General features: G+C 35.0%; 1 pseudogene. It reads left to right on the forward strand.

Annotated features, from left to right (window positions below):
- Positions 1-60: 60 nt before the first annotated feature.
- Positions 61-340 (forward strand): annotated as a pseudogene (locus AOA59_RS32830) (MFS transporter); the annotation flags it as partial.

A 340-nucleotide genomic window follows, 5' to 3' on the forward strand; every position in this document is an offset into this window, starting at 1 on the left:
GTTCAGAAAATATAGAAAATCTAGAAATCTAATTAAAACAAAAAGGGGAGTTAAAAAACGATGCGTATTTCAGACATTTTTAAATTCAAAAATGAACAAATGAAAGTTTTACATCTGACTTGGATTGCTTTTTTCATCTCATTCTTCACCTGGTTCAATATGGCTCCTCTTGCTACTACGATGCTTGAGTCAAATGATTGGTTAACTGGTGAACACTTAGCTGCTTTAGGAATTATTAATGTGGCCCTAACAATTCCCGCTAGAATCGTCATTGGGATGTTAATTGACAGATACGGACCACGAGTTGTTTACTCTGGTCTCCTTATTACAATGTCCATTC

The organism is Pseudomonas sp. 2822-15 (genome assembly GCF_002742515.1).
In the GTDB taxonomy this organism is placed as follows: domain Bacteria; phylum Pseudomonadota; class Gammaproteobacteria; order Pseudomonadales; family Pseudomonadaceae; genus Aquipseudomonas; species Aquipseudomonas salomonii.